We start from the raw sequence: 19,688 nt of genomic DNA, 5'->3' as shown, positions 1-19,688 counted from the left end.
ATGGGTATCGATCTTCCGCTGATTTGGTTTTTGATCATCGTCTTTGGCGTGATGATGTACGTGGTGATGGACGGCTTTGATCTGGGCATCGGCCTGCTGTTCCCGCTGGTGAAAGCAGAGCATGAGCGCGATGTGATGATGAACACCGTGGCGCCTGTCTGGGACGGTAACGAAACCTGGCTGGTACTCGGCGGTGCGGCGCTGTTTGGCGCGTTTCCTCTGGCGTATTCCGTGGTGCTCGACGCGCTGACTATTCCGCTCACATTAATGCTGTTCGGCCTGATTTTCCGCGGCGTGGCCTTTGAATTTCGCTTCAAAGCCAGTGCGGCAAAGCGCCACGTCTGGGACAAATCGTTTATCGCCGGTTCAGTGCTGGCAACGTTTTGTCAGGGCGTGGTGCTCGGCGCGGTCGTCGGCGGCATTCCGGTGGCTAACCGCGCCTATGCTGGTGGCGCGCTGGACTGGCTGACGCCGTTCAATCTGTTCTGCGGCTTCGGGCTGGTCGTGACCTACGCCCTGCTCGGCTGTACGTGGCTGATTATGAAAACCGAAGGCCGCCTGCAGGAAAGCATGCACCGCTGCGCAAAACCGCTGCTTTTCACCTTTCTGACCGTGCTGGTGATCATCAGTGTCTGGACGCCGCTGACGCACGCCGCCATCGCCACGCGCTGGTTCAGTGTGCCGAATCTGTTCTGGTTCCTGCCGGTTCCGGTGCTGGTGTTACTGGTGGCGTTCTGGATGTTGCGCGCGGTAAACCGTCAGGCACACCACTCGCCGTTCCTGCTGACGCTGGTGCTGATTTTCCTCGGATATACCGGCCTTGGGATCAGCATCTGGCCGAACATTATTCCCCCGTCCGTCTCCCTCTGGGAGGCGTCCGCTCCGCCGCAAAGTCAGGGATTCATGCTGGTCGGCGCGCTGTTTATTATCCCGATTATTCTGGTTTATACCTTCTGGAGCTATTACGTGTTCAGAGGGAAAGTAACGCCGGAACAGGGCTATCACTGAGATGCGGAGGAGTAAATGAAGAAGCTCATCAGGGAAATGGATGATGAAACCGTTATCCGTCAGCCTTTCTGGAAACGCGTCGGCTGGATGGCGACTATCTGGCTGGGCAGCGTACTGGCGCTGTTTGTTGTCGCCTCGGTGTTTAAATTGCTGATGGCCGCAGCGGGAATGCGCACGCACTGATTTATTGACGTTTATCCAAACAAAAAACCTCCGTCAAATTTGGCGGAGGTTTTCTTTATTGCAGATAACGACAGCGGATAACGACAGCCAGTCAGCGCAGCAGGTTATCGAGACGATCGTCGTCGATGCCGTCCGGCTCAAGGTGCGCCGTCACATCGGCAAACTTGAACAATTTGCCCACCGCCATTTCGGCCGCGTCGCCGATATCGTGCCCGATATCCACGCTCAGGTTGCCGTCAACTTCCACATGGAACTCCACAAAAACGCGGTCTCCGCCGTTACGGGTGCGGATATCATGCACGCCTTTCACGCCGCTCACGCTCAGCACAGCTTCTTTGACACGTTTACGGTCATCGGCGCTCAGCTCCCGGTCCAGCAACTGCGTCAGCGCATCCGCCGCCATGCCGCGTGCATTCCAGATCATATAGAAAGAAATCAGCAACGCGCCGATGGAGTCAGAACGCGTCCAGCCAAAATAGCGTTCGAAAATCAGCGCCAGCAGCACGGCGATATTCACCGCAACGTCGGTGATGTAATGCGCGCGATCAGCGGCAATCGCCGTGGAACCGGTGCGCTTCACCACGTACGTTTGCATCAGCACCAGGCCGGTCGCCGCCACACAGCTGATGATAATGACCCAGATCCCCAGCCCGAGTTGCGCCAGCGGCGCCGGGTTAATAATGCGCCCGATGGATTCCCCGCCGAGCACCAGCCCGGCCGCACCCAGCAACAACGCCTGAACAAAAGCGGCGACGGCTTCGGCTTTGCCGTGCCCGTAACGGTGCCCTTTGTCGGCAGGACGCAGCGCGTAACGCACGCCAATCAGCGTCACCATGGACGCCAGCACATCGACCAGCCCGTCTGCTGCCGACGTCAGCAAAGCAATAGAGCCCGTCGCCACCCACGCCCAGACTTTGATGCACACCAGCACCAGCGCCACGCAGACAGAAACCAGAGAAGCGATACGCGTCAGCCCTTTATAGGAAGGGGCCGGGCGACTCATGAATGGCTCCGGACAAGCCGGTTTTTTTGAGAATTATTCACAGGAATTCCTGAAGCAGAGGATCAACTAAATTTGATAAATACAAATACCAGTCCGGCATTATAACCCATTTTCATTTTTTAAGACCTTCCCTATGGTTTGGATCTTCGTGCCCTGACTAAGGTTTATTGACCTATATTTACTTGCATTTACATCAATACAATCTAGCTTAAAACAAGATTTCTTTGTTCCGGCGCGCGGTCGCCGATAACCAGAAGAGCACTATGACAAACGATAACAATGCAAAACCTTCCGCGTCAGATGACGCACGTTCCGAACAGTCAGAACTCGACTCCAGCCAGGTGAAATCAGGAGAAGGCCACACACAGGACAATAAATCTTCCCATAACGACGCCGGAGAACCGGACGAGAAACGCAAAGGCCCCGGCAAAAAGCCGCTGATTATTCTCGGTATTGTTGTAGTTGTCATGCTGGTCGTGGCGCTGGTTTGGTGGCTGATGACCAAAGATCAGATCAGCACCGACGATGCCTTTACCGAAGGCGACGCCGTGACCATCGCACCGAAAATCGCCGGTTATGTCACTAATCTGGCGGTGAAAGATAACCAGTTTGTACATAAAGGCGATCTGCTGGTCGAAATCGATCCCCGTGATGCCACCGCGCAGCGCGATGCCGCGCAGGCGCAGCTTGGGCTGGCGGTTGCCCAACTGCATCAGGCGCAGGTTCAGTATGATCTGGCGAAAGTGCAGTATCCGGCGCAGCTGGCGCAGGCAAAGGCTCAGCAGACGCGTGCGGAAGCCAACTTACTTAACGCTACGGCAGATTTCCGTCGTCAGCGTGGTGTCGATCCGCGGGCAACCACGCAACAGAATATCGATACGTCCAACGCGCAGGTGCGTTCAGCCGCCGCAGACCTGGAAAATGCCAAAGCGCAGGTGCAGGTCGCCGCGCAGGTTCAGCTGAATATTCGTCAGGCCGAAACCAACGTTGAAGCCCGTCAGCAACAGGTTGAACAGGCCAAAGCGCAGCTCGAAAACGCCACACTGAATCTCTCGTATGCGCAGGTTCGCGCACCGTTCGACGGCTACGTCACCAAACGTAATGTGCAGCTCGGTACGCTGGTGCAGGCCGGTTCGTCGCTGTTCTCGGTGGTGTCGAAAGAGATCTGGATCGCCGCCAACTATAAAGAATCGCAGCTTGAGCGCATGCGTCCGGGCAATAAAGTTGAAATCACCGTGGATGCGTTCCCGGATATCAAACTTCATGGTCACGTCGACAGTATTCAGCAAGGCACCGGCTCGCGCTTCTCGGCCTTCCCGGCCGAAAATGCCACCGGTAACTATGTGAAAATTGTGCAGCGCGTTCCGGTCAAAATCGTCATCGACAGCGGCCTGGATGAAAATCATCATCTGCCGCTCGGCCTGTCTGTTGAACCGACGGTGACCGTCGAATGAATGAAGATCGCAGCTACTGGAAACCCAAGGCCAATCCGTGGGCAGTTGCCGCCGTCGTAACCATTGCGGTGTTCATGGAAATCCTGGACACCACCATCGTTAACGTGGCGCTGCCGCACGTCGCCGGTTCACTGTCCTCCAGTTATGACGAATCGACCTGGGTTTTAACGTCATATCTGGTGGCCAACGGCATTGTGTTGCCGATTTCCGCGTTCCTCAGCCGCGTGATGGGCCGCAAAACCTACTTTCTGATCTGTATCGCGATGTTTACCGTTTGCTCTTTCCTGTGCGGTATCGCCACTGAGCTGTGGCAGATGATTTTGTTCCGCGTGTTGCAGGGGTTCTTCGGCGGCGGTTTACAGCCGATCCAGCAATCGGTGCTGCTGGATTATTTCAAGCCGGAAGATCGCGGCAAGGCGTTTGGCCTTTCATCGATTGCCATCATCGTGGCCCCGGTTGTCGGGCCGACGCTCGGCGGTTACATCACCGATAATTTCAGCTGGCGCTGGGTGTTTCTCATCAACATTCCGGTGGGGATTATCGCCCTGCTGGCGATTTATCAGTTGCTGGAAGATCCGCCGTGGGAGCGTAAAGCCAAAGGCAAACTCAGTATTGATTACATCGGTATCGGGCTGATTGCGCTCGGGCTGGGCTGTTTGCAGGTCATGATGGACCGCGGTGAGGACGACGACTGGTTTAAATCCGGCTTCATCGTCACCTTTGCGGTGCTGGCGGCAACCGGCATTGTCGGCGCGATTTACTGGCTGCTTTATGCCAAAAAACCGGTGGTCGATCTGCGCTGTATGAAGGATAAAAACTTCGCGGTCGCCGGTTTACTGATGGCCGGTATGGCGATGATTTTGTACGGCAGTTCGGTGGTGATTCCGCAGCTGGCGCAACAGCAGTTAGGCTATACCGCCACGCTCTCCGGGCTGGTGATGTCGCCCGGCGCGGTGCTGATTGTGTTGTCGATCCCGCTGGTGCTGAAACTGATGCCGATTGTGCAGACGCGTTACATCATTGCTTTCGGCTTCTTCCTGCTCGCCGCGTCGTTTATCTATTCTGCCACGCTGACGCCGGACGTCGATTTCACAACGCTGGTGATGTACCGCAGCGCGCAGTCGATCGGGCTGGGCTTCCTGTTTGTGCCGCTGACGACCATCGCGTTCATCACTATTCCGCAGCGGATGAACGCTGACGCCGCCGCGCTGTTTACCATGTTCCGTAACGTCGCAGGCTCGATCGGGATTTCGCTGGCAACGGCCGGTGTGACCGAACGAACGCAGGCACACAGCGCACACATGGCGCACAACATGTCGCCGCTGAATGAACAGTTTAATCAGGCCGTCAGCAAAAGTGCCGCCGCGATCCGCGATTTCGCCCACGTCGCCGGCGACCCGATGCAGCTCGCCACCGTGAAGATGTATCAGGAAATGATCTCGCAATCGCGCATCCTGGCTTACATCGATGTGTTCGGCTATTGCGCCATCGTCGCTGTTATTTTGATCCCATTTTGTTTCCTGCTTTCGCCGGTTAAGAGCGAAGGTAATGCCGGAGCACATTAAGTTGAATACGACCCGGAAGTTAAATAAGACCACGCTGTTTACCGTTTCGGCTCTCACGCTGGCGCTGGCGGGCTGCTCAGTGGGCCCTGATTACCAGAAACCGAATCCGGTCACGCCGGGCGCTTATAACGACATGACGAAGCCGAAAGACGCCGACGGCGCCTCTATCGCCCTGCCGTCAGAGCCGAATCCGTTATGGTGGAAAGCGTTTAACGACCCGCAGCTCGACAGCCTGATCACCCGTGCGATTGCCGGGAATATCTCCCTGCAACAGGCGGTGCTGCGCATTGCCGGTGCCCGCGAACAGGTCAAACAGGCAGAAGGCGCCTGGCTGCCGTCGGTTCAGGGCAGCGCGAAAGCCACGCGTCAGCAGCTTGGCCTGAAGGGCATTCTGGATTCCAGCGGGGCTTCACAGCAGCTGAACGATCTCAGCCCGGAAGCGTCCAGCGCCATTGATACGGCGACACGCCCGGTCAATCTGTATCAGGGAAGTTTCGATGCCAGCTGGGAGCTGGATCTATTTGGCGGCACGCGGCGTCAGGTTGAGGCCGCGAATGCGCAGACGCAGTCTTCCGTCGAACAGCGTAACGATGCGCTGGTGTCGCTGGAAGCCGAAGTCGCCCGCACGTATCTGCAACTCCGCGGTGCGCAAAGCGTGACGGCGGCGATTCAGACGCAAATCGACGTGGCGCAGCAGACGCTGGATCTCACGCAAAATCGCCAGAAGAACGGCCTTTCGCCACAGCTGGATGTCGAAAATGCCCGCGCACAGCTGGGTTCATTGCGCGCCCAGTTGCCGCAGTATCAGGCGCAGGAGCGTCAGGCGATGAACGGACTGGCTGTTCTGCTCGGCCAGACGCCGGGCTCGCTGGATGCTGAACTGACCGCACCAAAACCGATGCCTGCCCTGCCCGCCGCCGTCCCGGTTGGCGTCCCGTCGCAGCTGGCGCGTCGTCGCCCGGACGTGCGCAAAGCCGAAGCCGATCTTCACGCGGCGACGGCCAATATCGGCGTCTCCGTCGCGCAGATGTTCCCGAGTATTTCCCTCACCGGTCAGTTCGGGATGCGTAACACTGACGTCAGTTATCTCGACAACTGGAGCAGCCATTTCTACTCTTTCGGCCCGCAGGTCACGCTGCCGATCTTCCAGGGCGGACGTCTGGTTTCCAGCGTGCATCTTTCCCGTGCGCAGCAGGCCAATGCCGCGCTGAATTATCGCCAGACGGTGCTGACCGCGCTTCAGGACGTCGATAATGCGCTGGTGAATTACCGCACGGATCAGGATCAGGTGAACGGATTAGACCAGACGACCGAAGCGTTACAGACGGCGTTTGATCTCGCCAGCGACAGTTACCGTCAGGGACTTTCGACGTTCATCAACGTGCTCGACGCCCAGCGCCAGCTCGCGCAGGCGCATCAGCAATCCGCCGAAGCGAAGGTGAAAACCAGCACCGATCTGGTGTCACTGTACAAAGCCCTCGGCGGCGGCTGGGAGCCCTACCAGAACGTCGATTTGCCGACCTACACCGTGTTTGGTCCGGCGGCAACGACGGATGTGAAAGTCAAAACGACGTCGGGGATAACGCCGTAAAGGCGGTTTAATGTGACGAGATAAAATCCGAAGGCGTGACCGGGGCAGGTAAAGAAAAATTCTGCCTCATTCGCTCAACTTCGTTTACCGGCGTCAGCCCGAATAAACGTTTAAATTCGCGGCTGAACTGAGAAACGCTTTCGTAACCCACCTGCACACCCGCTGCTGAAGCCGTGAGATTATTGCGTAACATCAGTAATCTGGCCTGATGCAGACGGGTGGATTTCAGATACTGCATCGGCGACGTATCGGTAATGCTTTTGAAATGACTGTGGAAAGTCGGCAGGCTCATTCCCGCCTCTTTCGCCAGCGCATTCACATCCAGATGCGTAGCGTACTCGGTATGCAACTTTCGCAGCGCCTTCATCACTTTGCCGAACTGCCCCTGCATCCTCAGCGCACTGCGCAGCGCGCCGCCCTGCAGACCGGTCATCACGCGATAATACAGTTCACGCAGCATCGCTTTTCCCAGAATTTCTGCATCCTGCGGGCACGCCATTATCTGTAAAAAACGCAATACGGACGCGCGCATAGCTTCATCCATCGGGCTGGACACCATACTTTTTGGCGATTCCAGCGGCTGATACGGATATGCTTCCAGCTGCAACAAAATATCTGCCGCCAGGCTGAAATCGAGCCGCATGTAAATCGCCAGCATCGGCTCATCTTCACTGGCATCGGTTTCCATGGTAAACGGCACGGGCACCGCAACCATCAGATAATGCTGCGCATCATACAAATAGACATCATTCCCGAGAAATCCCCGTTTTCTTCCCTGCACCACAATCACAATTCCCGGCTCATATAAAACCGGCGTGCGCATCAGCGGGCGGTTCGAACGCAGAAAACGCACGTCGGGCAGAGACGTGAGATTGTAGCCCTCCCGCGGCGTCAGCTTATCGAGAAGCGCAACCATCTGGCATGCGGTTGCGGATGAAGGAATTGTCATAATGCCCCCGGAGGTGAACAGAAAAGTCACAACAGTGTGGCAGCGGGCGATATTCCCGTCCAGACGTCTCATAGGATCAGGCAAACATTCGAGAGGATCCGGGCTACGGATTTAACGCCCCGCGCCCTACTCTGGTTTCCCGTTACTGAGGAGCATTTTATGAGCCATTCAAAACTCTTTTTTATTACCGGCGTCAGCAGCGGCTTTGGCCGTGCGCTGGCAGAAGAAGCGCTGAAAGCCGGTCACCGTGTCGCTGGGACTTTGCGTAACCAGCAGGCCAAAGAAGAATTCGACACGATTGCCCCCGGGCGAAGCTTTGGACATATCCACGACGTGACTGATTTTGCCGGCATTTCGGCGCTGGCGGAGGCCATTGAAAGCGAAACCGGCCCTGTCGATATCCTCGTCAATAATGCCGGATACGGACATGAAGGAATCATGGAAGAATCGCCGCTCAGCGAGGCGTTACACCAGTTTGACGTTAACGTGTTTGGCGCGGTGGCCGTAATCAAAGCGTTTCTGCCTTACTTTCGTGCCCGCCGCCGCGGCCATATTCTCAATATCACGTCCATGGGCGGCTTTATTACGATGCCGGGGATCAGCTATTACTGCGGCAGTAAGTTTGCATTACAGGGGATTTCCGAGACGCTGACCAAAGAGCTGAAACCTTTTAATATTGCCGTCACCGCCATTCAGCCGGGATCTTTTCGTACCGACTGGGCGGGACGTTCAATGGTGCGTTCACCTCGAAACATTCCGGATTATGACGACACTTTCGGCCCGATCCGCGACACACGTGAAAAACGCAGCGGCCATCAGCCCGGCGATCCGCTAAAAGCCGCTGCGGCCATTTTGTCGCTGATTGACAGCCCCGCGCCACCGGCCTCATTGCTGCTGGGCAGCGATGCTGTCACGTATGTGAGGGAAAAACTGCTACAGATGAATGCGGATATTGATGCGTGGGAAACGCTCAGTCGCTCAACCGATGGCTGAAAAACCTTTTTCAGAATTCCCGATAAACGCATTTCCATCAGACTGCGCTATTCTGTTCAGACATTGAAAACAATCCTGCCTGCGGGCGGGATTTTCGTCTGAATAACAATCGGGTAAAAAATGAACGACATTTCTAACGAAGATAAAAAACCCAGCTGCGATTCAGTAATCAACAGCGTTGCCTACCGTGACGGCAAGCGGTTGCAGGATGTCACCGTCGAAGACATCAGCGAAGTGCTGAAAGAGCCGGACACCTTTGTGTGGCTCGGTTTGTGGCAGCCGGAAGATGCGTACATGCGCAGTATTCAGGAGGAATTCGGGCTGCATGACCTGGCGATTGAAGATGCGCTGACCGCCCATCAGCGGCCGAAAATCGAGCAGTACGGCGAGTCGCTGTTTATTGTCACGCACACCGCACAAAAGGTGAATGAAACGATCGAGTACGGCGAAACGCATCTGTTTCTCGGCAAAAATTTCCTGATCACCATCCGCCACGGCGCGTCGTCAAGCTACAAACAAATCCGCAAACACGCCGAAGAACGCCCGGACATGATGAGCAAGGGACCGGCTTACGCGCTGTATTGCGTGCTCGATTCCATCGTTGATAACTATCTGGAAATTCTGCACCGCTACACCGAAGAGTTCGACGCCATCGAAAAGCTGATGTTCCAGAACACGTTTAACCAGCAAGCCGTGCAGCAGGTGTATAAACTGCGCCGCGATCTGCTCTCGCTGCGCAACGCCGCCGTGCCGATGGAGGATATCTGTAACCAGCTCAGCCACCATTATGAAGAACTGATGCCGAAAAGCCTGCGTGCCTATGTGCGTGACGTGCAGGATCACGCGAATCAGGTGATCCGTACCACTGACGATATGCGCGAAATGCTCTCGAACGCCATGCACGTGAATCTGGCGCTGGTGTCGGTGCATCAGAATGAAGTGGTGCAACGTCTCGCGGGCTGGGGGGCAATTCTGGCGATCCCGACCGTGGTATTCAGCCTGTACGGCATGAACTTTAAAAACATGCCGGAGCTGGACGACTGGTGGGGATATCCGGTCACGCTGGGTGTCACGATCGCCGGTTGTGCATGGTTATACTGGAAACTCAAAAAATCGGGCTGGCTCTGATATTATCACCTGAAGCCACACGTTAATTAACATGCGAATAACAGAAGCCGCTGTTATTCGCTCTCTTTAATTATCCTGACAAATTTACCGCAGACTTATTCTATTTCCCCTTCCCTCTGTGCGTTATTTCCTTATATACTCCTTCGCATCTTTCCTTTACGGAAATAACCTTAATATGTCAGTGCGTTCCGCGATTTCACAGTTTATGCATTCACTGCGCTTGCCCGGCAAGCGGATCAGTGCGTTGCTGTTCGCCTTGTGCTGGCTGCTGTTGAATTCTCAGCTGGCCCTCGCCAGCCATCAGTGCGACATGCGCCCGCCGGTAGAAAACACCACGATGTCGCACAATGAATATATGCAAATGCCTGATTCACCTGAGCATATGCAAAGTCAGTCAGTGCTGTGTGAAAAGCACTGCGTACCGGAAAGAACCCAGACAGACAACGGAAATGTGCCCATTTTAGCGCTTCCGGTTGTCCCGGCACTCGCCGTCATTACCCTCGATGCCAGCGTGGCGGTCACCACCGCCGACTGGGTAGCTCCACAAGTCACAGCCCCCCCTGCTGAAGTTCAGTTCTGCCGATACCGGGAATAGCCCCTGCTGTCAGAGGATGCATCTCCTTGCATCTGAATAATCTTATTTATCTGCCGTAATAACGGCTTTTATCTGATATGACAGTATTGGAGTTATTCCCATGCGTACAATTTTAAATAGTTTTGTCTTTAGTCTTTTCTTTATTTCCGCTTATTCCTTTGCAGAAACGATGCAAATGGATGGCCACACTATGGCGATGGAAAACGTTCAGACCTATGAATCTGAAGGTGTGATCACGCAATGGCAATCCGACCGCGTGGGAATTTCTCATCACGCCATTCCTGCCCTTAAATGGCCCGCCATGACCATGAATTTCCGGTTACCACCGGAAATCGCCGCGAACTCCCTGCCCGCCGGTACGCCGGTGGCGTTCAGCTTTATCAAAACGGACACGGCTTATCAGTTGCAGACACTGACACCGCTGAAACGCTAACCGGGAGAAACACCATGTTGAATTTACCGCGTCACCCTTGGGTGACGTGGCACTGGCTGCTGGCTTTTATGCCGGTCAGCGCCTTTGCCACACCCGTTTCTCTTCCGCAGGCGCTGGTGGCCGCGCAGGGATATTCGGCTGAGCTTTCTGCCAGCCGCCATCAGATTAACGCGCTGGAAAACCGGGCGGATTCCGCCATGCAATTGCCGGATCCGAAGCTGAAATTCGGGATTGAAAACCTGCCCGTCGGCGGCAGTAACGACCAGCGTTTCACCCGCGAAGGCATGACCATGGAGCGGATTGGCATCATGCAGGATTACGTGAGCAGCAGTAAGCGCGAGCGTAAGGCCGGTACATTGCGCGCCGAATCCCGGCAGGCGGCGGCGAACGGCCAGAGCATTCGTGCTCAGCTACAGCGCGATACAGCGCAGGCCTGGATGGAACTGGCCATTGGCAATGAAACCGTAAAGCAGCTGAAGGCGCTGGTGGATGAAAGTCAGCGGCAAATTGGCGTGCAGCGCGGCGGCGTCAGCAGTGGCAGCGCCTTGCCTGCGTCGGTGCTCGACGCACGTCTGACGCTCCTCAGCATGCAGGACAAACTCACCGAAGCCGGACGCGACGTGCAGCTGGCACGCACACGGCTGAGCCAGCTGACCGGCATCGATCAGCCCGAAATTCTCGGTGCCATTCCACCGGTCAGCGAACTGCCCGCCGAAGCCACACAGGCCGACAGCATCAGCCAGCATCCTGAAATTCTCCAGGCGCGGCGCGAGGCGGAAGTGGCGCAGGCAAAATCGTCAGAATCAGCGATTGCAGCACTGCCGGATATCGGCGTTGAAGTCTATTACGGTCGCCGCGCCGACAATTATGACGACCTCGCGGGCGTGATGGTCACCGTTGATTTGCCGCTGTTTACCGCATCACGTCAGGACAAAGATCACGCCGCCGATCAGTCGATGGCTATGGAAAGTAATGACCGGCTGGCGCAGCTCATCCGCACGCATCAGACGCAACTGACCACGCTGCTCGCGCAATATCAGGCGGCCAATACCCTGTGGCAGCGGCAGAAAAATGATGTTGTTCCGCTGCAACAACAACGCGTCAGCGTGATTCAGGCGCAATACCGCGCCGGAAAAAGCAGCCTGAATGACGTACTGGAAGCCCGCCGCAGCCTGCTCGACAGCCAGATTACCCAGCGGAATGCCGAACTGGACGTCGCCCGCTATTGGGTCGCCCTGCGCTATCTGGCACCTCAGGAGAAAAACTGATGACTACCGTTAAAACTTACGGCCTGCTGGCGCTTTGCGTCGTGGCCGCGCTGGCCGTGGGTTACCAGGCCGGACGTTATAATCCACCTGCTGAATCAAAAACGGCGACTGCGCCTGCCGGACGAAAAGTGTTGTACTGGTACGACCCGATGACGCCGGATCAGCGTTTTGATAAACCGGGCAAATCGCCGTTTATGGATATGGATCTGATGCCCCGTTACGCCGACGAAGTGGCCGGCGACGGCGGCGTTACGGTCAGCGCCCGTCAGCAGCAGAATCTCGGAATGCGCAGCGCGAAAGTTGAGCGCCGCGTCATTTCCTCCCCGCTGAATGTTTACGGCACGGTCACAGCCGACGAACGCAGCCTGCGCACGGTGGCAGCCCGCGCAGGCGGTCTGGTGGAAAAACTCTACGTTGCCGCCAGCCAGCAACAGGTGAAAAAAGGTCAGAAACTGGCGACGTTGTGGATCCCCGACTGGACCGCCGCGCAGCAGGAATATCTGGCGGTACGTCAGCTCGGTGACCGCAGCCTGAGCGCCGCCGCCCGCCAGCGTCTGGCACTGCAATTTATGCCGGAGGATATTCTCAGACGTATCGATAAAACCGGCCAGCCACAGACGCGCATTGACGTCGTGGCACCGGAAGACGGATATCTCAGCCAGCTGAGTGTGCGCGAAGGCGCGCAGGTGGCCGCCGCGCAGCCGTTGTTTGAGCTGACCAGCCTGAAACAGGTGTGGATTGTGATGGATTATCCGCCGTCAGCCGCCGGGCAGGTTCAGGTCGGCAGCCGGGTCAGCGGCAACAGCGACAGCCAGCCGGGCGACGTATTTCGCGGCGTGGTCAGTGAATTACTGCCCGATGCCGACGCCGTCAACCGCACGCTGAAAGCCCGCGTGGTGATTGATAATCCGCAGCAAAAGCTGCGCCCCGGCATGTATCTCACCCTGACGCTGGATGCACCGGCACAAACGCCGGTGCTGGCAATCCCGCAGGAAGCGCTGATTCAGACCGGCACCCGCAATACCGTGTTGCTCGACGACGGCAACGGGCATTTCACGCCGCAGACGGTCACCGCAGGGGCAACGCGCGACGGCTGGACGCAAATCCTTTCCGGCCTCAGCGAAGGCCAATCTGTCGTGACCTCCGGCCAGTTCCTGATTGATTCAGAAGCCAGCCTGCGCAGCGCGCTCCCCGCCGCTGCCGGTGCTGAAACCACACCAGACGCCCATCAGCACGGGAGCCATTTATGATTGCCACCGTGATCCGCTGGTCGCTGCGCAACCGGCTTCTGGTGCTGCTCGCCGCCCTGATGATGGCGGGCTGGGGCATCTGGTCTTTACAAAAAGCTCCGCTCGACGCCCTGCCGGATCTCTCCGACGTACAGGTGATCGTGCGCGTCAGTTATCCGGGCAAAGCACCGCAAATCATTGAAGATCAGGTGACGTATCCGCTGACCACCACTTTGCTGTCGGTGCCCGGCGCGAAAACTGTGCGCGGCTTTTCGATGTTCGGCGATGCCTACGTTTATGTGCTGTTTGATGACGGCACGGAGCCGTACTGGGCGCGCTCCCGCGTACTGGAATACCTCAGCCAGGTGCAGTCCTCGCTGCCACCGGGTGCAAAAGCATCGCTGGGGCCAGATGCTACCGGCGTCGGCTGGATTTATGAATACGCGCTGGTCGATAAAACCGGTAAACACAGCCTGGAACAGCTGCGGGCGTTACAGGACTGGACGTTGCGTTACGACCTCAAAACGGTGCCCAACGTTTCTGAAGTTGCCAGCATCGGCGGCATGGTGCGACAGTATCAGGTGGTCGCCGACCCGCAGCGGATGCGCGCACGCGGCGTGACGCATCAGCAACTGGTCAGCGCCCTGCAAAGCGCTAATCAGGAAAGCAGCGGATCGCTTCTGGAAATGGGCGAAGCCGAATATATGGTGCGCACCTCCGGTTACCTGAAAAGTCTGGGCGATTTCAACAACGTGGTCGTGGCCGTTAACAGCGGAATTCCTGTGCTGCTTTCTGACGTCGCGACCGTGCGCACCGGCCCGGAACTGCGGCGCGGCGTAGCGGAACTCAACGGTGAAGGCGAAGTGGCGGGCGGCGTTATCGTCATGCGCTCGGGAAAAAATGCGCTGGAAACCCTGAAAGCGGTAAAAGTTCGCCTGAACGCTCTTGCCCGCACGCTGCCCGCCGGTGTGGAAATCGTGCCGGTGTATGACCGCCAGCCGCTGATCGAACACGCCGTCGAAACGCTGTCGCACAAACTGGTGGAAGAGTTCATCGTCGTGGCGGTGGTCTGCGCACTGTTTCTGTTCCACTTCCGCTCGGCGCTGGTAGCGATCATTACGCTGCCTCTCGGCATTCTCGGCGCGTTTATCGTCATGCATTATCAGGGCGTCAGCGCCAATATTATGTCGCTCGGCGGCATTGCGATTGCCATCGGAGCCATGGTGGACGCCGCAATCGTAATGATTGAAAACATGCACAAAGTGCTCGAACAATGGCGGCATGATCACCCCGGCCTGAAGCCGACATCCGCGGATTACTGGCAGGTTTCTGAACGGGCTGCCATCGAAGTCGGGCCTGCACTGTTTTGCAGTTTGCTGATCATCACGCTGTCGTTTATTCCGGTGTTTTCGCTCGAAGCGCAGGAAGGCCGGATGTTCTCGCCGCTGGCGTTTACCAAAACCTACGCCATGGCCGTTTCCGCCGGCCTTGGGATCACGCTGGTACCGGTGCTGATGGGCTATTTTATTCGCGGCAAAATCCCGGATGAAAATGCCAGCCCGATCAACCGCTGGCTCATCAGCGCTTACCAGCCGGTGCTTTCTGCGGTGCTGAAACGCCCGAAAACCACGCTGGTATGCAGCGGCCTGTTTTTGCTGGTATCGCTTTATCCGCTGTCAAAACTGGGCAGTGAATTTATGCCGCCGCTCGACGAAGGCGATTTGCTGTATATGCCGTCCACGCTGCCGGGGATTTCCGCCCGCGAAGCGTCGAGATTATTACAGCAAACCGACCGGCTGATCAAAACCGTGCCGGAAGTCGCCAGCGTGTTTGGCAAGGCCGGACGCGCCGACAGCGCCACCGACCCCGCGCCGCTGACCATGATTGAAACCACGATCCGCTTCAAACCGCGCGACCAGTGGCGGCCCGGCATGACGCCCGACAAACTGGTGACGGAGCTGGATAACGCGGTGAAATTACCGGGCATTGCCAACGTCTGGGTGCCACCCATTCGCAACCGGCTGGACATGCTGGCGACCGGCATTAAAAGCCCGGTGGGAATTAAGGTGAACGGTAATAATATCGCGCAAATTGAGCAGGTGACGCAGCAAATCGAGCATATCGTGAAGCAGGTTCCCGGCGTGACGTCGGCGCTGGCCGAGCGTCTCGAGGGCGGACGCTACGTGGACATCGACATCAACCGGCGTGAAGCTGCGCGTTACGGTGTCACGGTTGCCGAATTGCAGTCACTGGTTTCAACGCTGGTCGGGGGCGAAAATATCGGTGAAACGCTGGAAGGCCGCGAACGGTATCCGATCAACCTGCGTTATCCGCGTGAACTGCGTGACAACGTGCAGGCGCTGCGTGATCTGCCGGTGCTGACCGCGTCCGGCGCCCAGGTGCCACTGTCAGCGCTGGCTTCGGTCAATGTCACCGACGGGCCGCCGATGCTGAAAAGTGAAAACGCGCGCTTGTCAGACTGGATTTATGTCGATTTGCGCGGACGTGACCTGAAATCTGCGGTGGAAGATATGCAGCAGGCGGTGAATCAGCAGGTGAAATTACCGGAAGGCGTCACCGTCAGCTGGTCGGGACAATTTGAGTATCTGGAACGTGCGACGGCAAAGCTGAAAATCGTCCTGCCGGTCACGCTTCTCATCATTTTTGTCCTGCTCTATGTCACCTTCAGCAGCGTGCGCGATGCGGCACTGATCATGGCGACGCTGCCGTTTGCGCTGACCGGCGGGATCTGGCTGCTGTATCTGCTTAATTACAATCTCTCCGTCGCCGCCGCCGTCGGCTTTATCGCGCTGGCCGGCGTCGCCGCTGAGTTCGGCGTAATTATGGTGCTGTATCTGAATCAGGCCGTGCAGCGCCAGCAAAAATCCGGCCAGTCGCTGACCGAGGAAGAACTCTGTGACGCTATCCACCACGGCGCGGTTCTGCGCGTCCGGCCAAAAGCCATGACAGTTGCGACGATTATGGCGGGCTTACTGCCCATCATGTGGGGCGGCGGCACCGGTTCAGAGGTCATGCAACGTATCGCTGCGCCGATGATTGGGGGGATGCTGAGCGCACCCTTGCTGTCGATGCTGGTGATCCCGGCGGTGTATTTGCTGTTGCATCGGAGGAGACGTGGGAAAACTTCGGTTTCTCACTTGCAGTGAGGTGCTGATAGCGGATCGGGAAAATTTCGGTTTTTCATGTGCAGTGCTCACCTGACGCACTACGCCGAAACCGCCCAAAGGAGGAAAGTGCTTTTCCTCCTTTGGATTCCTCCTCGCTTTTTTACTTCGCGCTTCGCCCGCTGGCCATGTTTCAGTTACCTCTCTGACAGGCTGGAAATCTTGCCGCTGCGCGGTGCCTTTATTTCGGGATTGCAGCCTCAGGCCTGCAACCTCTCATTCAGCAAGCTTTCTGAAACGCCCGCAGGATCTTAAATTCAAAAAAACGATGATTTTAGTCTTTTAGAAAAGTTGATTGGCGTGCTCAAAATTCAGCTGAACGGAGCGGCTTCGAGACCTATGGCTCGAAGACCGAGAGAAGGCAGTGCGAAGCACCTGGATTTGCGCCACTCACCAATGTGCCGGAACATGTCCATCGTCCCGGCGATAGCGCGCAGTGAGGAAGCGGGAGTCCAGAGGGCGCGCTTACGCGTCCTCTGGGCCAGTTTGGGCGGCGAGCCCAAGGTGTTGAATTTGAATTTGAATTTGAATTCGAATTTGAAGTTAAAACAGCAAGTGGGACCGTAATCCCACCCCGGTCACTCCTCTAACGGAGCAGCTCTCTCCGCCGGTTTTTCCAAAATCATCGTCTGAGTCTGACTAAGACTGATCCCCGCTGCACGCAGCATTTTGAGGATTTCATACAACAAATCACTCCGCGTCCCGCTCACAATGCGCGGGCTGCTCACGTAGCCGGTCACGCTCAGGATGATGCCGGTCGGTCCCAGTTCTTTAAAGCTGACGGACGCCGCAGGCGTATCGAGGATTTGTTCGTGCGCGTTGTAAGCGTCGAGCAGCAAACTGCGTACCTGTTCCGGGTCGATGTCGAGCGGGAATGTCAGCGCGATGGTCGCCACGCCCTGCGCGTTACCCATAGTGGCGTTACGCACGTTCTGAGAAATCAGCTGGGAGTTCGGCACAATCACGGTGGATTTATCGCTGAGCTGGATTTCAGTCGCACGGACGTTGATCCGGCGGATATCCCCTTCCACGCCGCTGATGCTGATTAAGTCGCCTACCTTCACCGGACGCTCGGTCAGCAGGATCAGGCCGGAGATAAAGTTCTTCACAATCTCCTGCAAGCCAAAACCGATACCGACCGACAAGGCGCTCACGATCCACGCCAGTTTGTTCCATTCGATACCCAGTGACGACAGCGTCAGCAGGATGATCAGTACGTAACCGACGTTGGTAAAGAGCGTCACCAGAGAGGCGCGCATCCCGCGATCCATCATGGTTTTCGGCAGGAAATCATTATCCAGCCAGCGACGGGCGGAACGCAGGACGTACCAGCCGATCACCAGACACAGCACCGCGTTTACCGCGTGCGCCGGAATAATGTTGACCCCTTCGAGACCTTTACCGCCCCAGATATCGACAATTTTCGCCAGCAATTCCAGCGGTGTCGTGGAGCCGAACGTCCCGTTGAGCAGTGCAACGGCGGCAAACAACAGCAGCGCGGTTTTCCCGATGGCCGAGAACAGCGTGGCCGCCAGCGACAGATGGCGGTCATTGACGCTCAGGGTGCTTTTGATGATTTTGCCGCTGTGCGTACCCGGCGCGAACAGGCTTTCGAAGAAATCCACCACGAAGTGGATCAGCAGATACAGGCAGCTCAGCACCAGCCCGATCCACAGCAGTTCGAAGGTGACGAAACGCGCCAGCGGGATATAACCAATCAGCAGCGCGAGCATGATAACGACAGCGGTAATGCTGATCACCAGATGGATCAACCCGGCCAGCGTGGAGCGGGCCTCGGTTTGCTCGCCATCGGCTTTCATTTTACGACGCATTCTGTTGACGCGAACCGGCGCAATCAGGCAGTTCAGCGCCACCAGTAACGCAGCCAGACCGTTACCGAATAACGTTGCGGCAACGCTGGCACCGACCAGGTTATTCAGTTGCTCGATAATGCCGAACAGGAAAATAAAGGTCGCCAGCAGCACCGGAAACGAGGCCAGCGTTTTGGCCAGCGGATCGGCAATGCCCGGCAAGCGCCAGGACGGATGGTTGTTCGACAGCAGCGCAATCCCCAGCCCGGCAATCAGCGCGGAGAAGTACGTCAGCTCGACCAGCTGTTCGGCGAACTCATTCACCCACGCGGAGGTATCCGGCAGACGGGTAAAGATGTAACCGATGAGCTGAACGCTGAAACCCAGCGTGAGGGTGGTGCTCAGCGTGGTGAAACAGGCGAGGAAACTGCGGCGGAAGCGGCCCTGCGGCAACCAGCGCGGCAGGATCCAGTTCATCGGTTTATCCAGCACGCGGCGGCCAAAAATGCCCAGTACCAGTGCCAGCAGGAGATAAATGCCCGAGCCGGCGCGCCATTCCGGGCTCCACGCCTGCGTCCAGGCATCGCTCACCTGCGAGCCAAAATCGCTGAAGCGTGCAGAATCGTCATCGTTAGGCTTGAACAACGGTGCCCAGAAATTCCCGCCCAGAATGCTGCCGGTGTTCAGGGCAATCTGGGTTTTCAGCGCGTCACGGCGCAGCCCGGAAATCTGTGAAGACAGGTTCCGCGCGCCCACGCCGATGGCTTTGGTCTGTTCAATCTGCGTGGTGAGAAGGGTTTTGCTGTTGTTGAGTTTATTACGCTGGCTGATCACCTGAGGCGTTTCGGTCAGCGTACCTGGCGCAGGCGCGGGGCCAAGGACATCGAGCTGTGCCTGAACCTGCGTCAGATCGGGCGCGAGCGCCGCCGCCAGTTTATCGGCGTCTTCGGCCAGTGCCTGCGCGGCATCGGTCAGGCCGGTGAATTTTTTATCTGTTTTCGCCGAAGAGACCTGCTGTTTCAGCTGATCCAGACGTTTTTGCAACGCCGGCAGCGCGGTGCTGGCGTTAACTTTGACCGGCTGTTCGGTGGCAGATCGACCGGTGCTGTCATCGGCCTGACTCAGCGCAGGCGTTAACAGCAGACATGACAACAATGCCAGTAACAAAAACGGCACTCTAAACATTTTTTGCATAGAAGGATGGTTCCGGGAGCTCGTTATTTTTTACGAAACAAAAGTGTTTTAGATGAACGGCGTAAGAATACCCTTTCCTGTTAAGAAGAATAGTAGGGA

The 19,688-nt window shown here is 57.0% G+C and carries 15 protein-coding genes; 12 read left to right on the top strand and 3 right to left on the bottom strand.

The window, feature by feature from the left end:
- Positions 1–1,008, top strand: coding sequence for a cytochrome d ubiquinol oxidase subunit II (gene cydB / locus GW579_RS02415; protein WP_165057302.1), 1,008 nt, complete (start codon positions 1–3; stop codon positions 1,006–1,008).
- 36 nt (positions 1,009–1,044) lie between these two features.
- Positions 1,045–1,191, top strand: a complete 147-nt coding sequence (locus GW579_RS02410; protein WP_152326361.1) for a DUF2474 domain-containing protein — start codon at positions 1,045–1,047, stop codon at positions 1,189–1,191.
- Between the two features lie 91 nt (positions 1,192–1,282).
- On the opposite strand, the gene GW579_RS02405 is transcribed toward GW579_RS02410, so the two are convergent.
- Positions 1,283–2,194: a cation diffusion facilitator family transporter gene (locus GW579_RS02405; protein ID WP_165057300.1), complete on the bottom strand. Its 912-nt coding sequence runs from the start codon at positions 2,192–2,194 to the stop codon at positions 1,283–1,285.
- A gap of 263 nt (positions 2,195–2,457) precedes the next feature.
- On the opposite strand from GW579_RS02405, the gene GW579_RS02400 reads away from it, so the two are divergent.
- The 3 genes from GW579_RS02400 to GW579_RS02390 are packed head-to-tail and all read left to right on the top strand — an operon-like array spanning position 2,458 to position 6,804.
- Positions 2,458–3,648 (top strand): HlyD family secretion protein, encoded by a 1,191-nt coding sequence (locus tag GW579_RS02400; protein ID WP_152326057.1) that lies wholly within the window; start codon positions 2,458–2,460, stop codon positions 3,646–3,648.
- Positions 3,645–5,213: a DHA2 family efflux MFS transporter permease subunit gene (locus GW579_RS02395; protein ID WP_165057298.1), complete on the top strand. Its 1,569-nt coding sequence runs from the start codon at positions 3,645–3,647 to the stop codon at positions 5,211–5,213. The genes GW579_RS02400 and GW579_RS02395 overlap by 4 nt, the downstream gene beginning before the upstream one ends.
- Position 5,214: 1 nt before the next feature.
- Positions 5,215–6,804, top strand: coding sequence for an efflux transporter outer membrane subunit (locus tag GW579_RS02390; RefSeq protein WP_235937308.1), 1,590 nt, complete (start codon positions 5,215–5,217; stop codon positions 6,802–6,804).
- A 7-nt stretch (positions 6,805–6,811) separates the two neighbouring features.
- On the opposite strand, the gene GW579_RS02385 is transcribed toward GW579_RS02390, so the two are convergent.
- Entirely contained in the window at positions 6,812–7,753 is a 942-nt protein-coding gene (locus GW579_RS02385; RefSeq protein WP_165057296.1) for an AraC family transcriptional regulator, read from the bottom strand.
- A gap of 159 nt (positions 7,754–7,912) precedes the next feature.
- On the opposite strand from GW579_RS02385, the gene GW579_RS02380 reads away from it, so the two are divergent.
- From GW579_RS02380 to GW579_RS02350, 7 genes are all read left to right on the top strand, one after another.
- The gene (locus GW579_RS02380; protein ID WP_165057294.1) at positions 7,913–8,746 is read left to right on the top strand and encodes an oxidoreductase; all 834 of its coding nucleotides are present in this window, start codon (positions 7,913–7,915) and stop codon (positions 8,744–8,746) included.
- 120 nt (positions 8,747–8,866) lie between these two features.
- Positions 8,867–9,874, top strand: a complete 1,008-nt coding sequence (gene corA / locus GW579_RS02375) for a magnesium/cobalt transporter CorA (protein ID WP_152326052.1) — start codon at positions 8,867–8,869, stop codon at positions 9,872–9,874.
- 175 nt (positions 9,875–10,049) lie between these two features.
- Positions 10,050–10,469, top strand: coding sequence for a hypothetical protein (locus GW579_RS02370; RefSeq protein WP_165057292.1), 420 nt, complete (start codon positions 10,050–10,052; stop codon positions 10,467–10,469).
- Positions 10,470–10,644: 175 nt separating this feature from the next.
- On the top strand, positions 10,645–10,902 hold the full coding sequence (locus tag GW579_RS02365) for a copper-binding protein (protein WP_235937307.1): 258 nt from the start codon (positions 10,645–10,647) through the stop codon (positions 10,900–10,902).
- Positions 10,903–10,916: 14 nt separating this feature from the next.
- Entirely contained in the window at positions 10,917–12,170 is a 1,254-nt protein-coding gene (locus GW579_RS02360) for a TolC family protein (protein ID WP_152326050.1), read from the top strand.
- Positions 12,170–13,420, top strand: a complete 1,251-nt coding sequence (locus GW579_RS02355) for an efflux RND transporter periplasmic adaptor subunit (RefSeq protein ID WP_165057288.1) — start codon at positions 12,170–12,172, stop codon at positions 13,418–13,420. The genes GW579_RS02360 and GW579_RS02355 overlap by 1 nt, the downstream gene beginning before the upstream one ends.
- On the top strand, positions 13,417–16,566 hold the full coding sequence (locus tag GW579_RS02350) for an efflux RND transporter permease subunit (protein ID WP_165057286.1): 3,150 nt from the start codon (positions 13,417–13,419) through the stop codon (positions 16,564–16,566). The genes GW579_RS02355 and GW579_RS02350 overlap by 4 nt, the downstream gene beginning before the upstream one ends.
- A gap of 596 nt (positions 16,567–17,162) precedes the next feature.
- On the opposite strand, the gene GW579_RS02345 is transcribed toward GW579_RS02350, so the two are convergent.
- Positions 17,163–19,589: a DUF3772 domain-containing protein gene (locus GW579_RS02345; RefSeq protein WP_165057284.1), complete on the bottom strand. Its 2,427-nt coding sequence runs from the start codon at positions 19,587–19,589 to the stop codon at positions 17,163–17,165.
- Between the last annotated feature and the right edge of the window lie 99 nt (positions 19,590–19,688).

Source organism: Rahnella contaminans, from assembly GCF_011065485.1.
GTDB lineage: Bacteria > Pseudomonadota > Gammaproteobacteria > Enterobacterales > Enterobacteriaceae > Rahnella > Rahnella contaminans.
Note: the sequence above shows the minus strand (reverse complement) of the source record. Positions and strands in the feature narration are given on the sequence as shown.